The sequence below is a fragment of the Pyramidobacter sp. CG50-2 genome (assembly GCF_003612005.1).
Classification (GTDB): Bacteria; Synergistota; Synergistia; order Synergistales; family Dethiosulfovibrionaceae; genus Pyramidobacter.
In genome coordinates this window covers 1-1310 of record NZ_RAWT01000098.1, presented here as the reverse complement: position 1 = coordinate 1310, position 1310 = coordinate 1, and the positions used below count along the sequence as shown (strand labels likewise).

General features: G+C 54.4%; 1 protein-coding gene and 1 other RNA gene. Both read right to left on the bottom strand.

The genetic code is table 11. The annotated features are described in order from the left end of the window. Positions 1 to 248: 248 nt before the first annotated feature. Positions 249 to 566, bottom strand: a transfer-messenger RNA (tmRNA) gene (gene ssrA, locus D7D26_RS11925). A 37-nt stretch (positions 567 to 603) separates the two neighbouring features. After that, positions 604 to 1080 (bottom strand): SsrA-binding protein SmpB, encoded by a 477-nt coding sequence (gene smpB, locus D7D26_RS11920; RefSeq protein WP_120373182.1) that lies wholly within the window; start codon positions 1078 to 1080, stop codon positions 604 to 606. Positions 1081 to 1310 lie beyond the last annotated feature (230 nt).

The window sequence follows — 1310 nt, the reverse complement described above, 5'->3', positions numbered from 1 at the left end:
GCGGGTATGATTCCCGATGTTTTCATACTATTTCTCAATTAAAATGCCGAACACAGAGGCGCTGCGAGGAAGATTCACAAAGCGAGCCGCGCAGACCGCGCAGCGGTTGAGTTCCTTCTGAGCGACTGAACTCCCCTGCAGCGCCTTGAAAACTATGTTAATACTTTTTATCAAGAATTAGTATTACAACAACAAGGCCGGACAATGTCCGGCCTTGTCTCTATGTGACTCTTCGCAAGATTTTGTTCTGGTGGAGGCGCGGGGAATCGCACCCCGGTCCTGACATGGTGTGTATGAATGAGCGGCTACAGGCTTAGTCGATTTCTTTACTGCGCAGAAGCGGGACTGTGACCGACAAAACAGCCGCCGCCTCTCTACGTTCCGGGACCATACGCCGCTCGCAGTGATTGACCCTTACAACCTTGCGGGCGCTCTCAGTTGCTCGGGCGGTTGCTTGGTTAAGCAGCCAGTGCGTAGTTGTTGTCGTTTCTTTTTTGTGACAGGTAACGCCTGTCGCTCGGCCTGCTCTCAGACTTCCACCATACCAGTCGAACCTGATCGCCCCCAATGATGAAGTGGAACCATGAACGACAAAACGATCGACTAATAATCTTTGCCGCGGTTGCGCAGCTCCCGCGCGATGGCGCGCTTGGCGTCGCGTTCGATGATCGCGTCGCGGCGGTCGTGCGCGTTCTTTCCCTGCGCGAGGGCCAGCGCGACTTTCGCCAGCCGTCCCTCTTTCAGGTACATGGAAAGGGGAACGAGCGTGAATCCTTTCTCTTTGACCTTGGCGCTGAGCCGCCGCAGTTCCGACTTGTGGAGCAGCAGCTTGCGGTTTTGGCGCGGATCGTGCTGGGACCAGCTCGCTTTTTCGTACGGGGAGATGTGGACGTTCATCAGCCACAGCTCGCCGCGTTCGAACTTGGCGTAGCCGTCTTTCAAGTTGACTTTGCCGGCGCGCACCGACTTGATCTCCGTGCCGGTCAGCACGACGCCGCATTCGAGAGTATCGACGACGAAGTAGTCGTGGCGCGCCTTGCGGTTCAGCGCGACCACATGGTCTTTCTTGTGCTGCTCCATTGCCGTCACTCCTTTGCGCGTTTATTTTAATCGGAAGGTCAATTTTAGGGCTTGTTTAAAAAACGTCAAAGTTGCCTAAATCGATCCAATCGCTTAAACTTTTCTCATGGAAGAGAGAAGATATGAACTGACCTCCAGCGAGTGGAATCGAATCAAGAGAATGCTGCCGCCCGAACACCCGAAATCAGGTCAACGTGGACGCCCGGCAAAATACGATAACCGCAGGATCA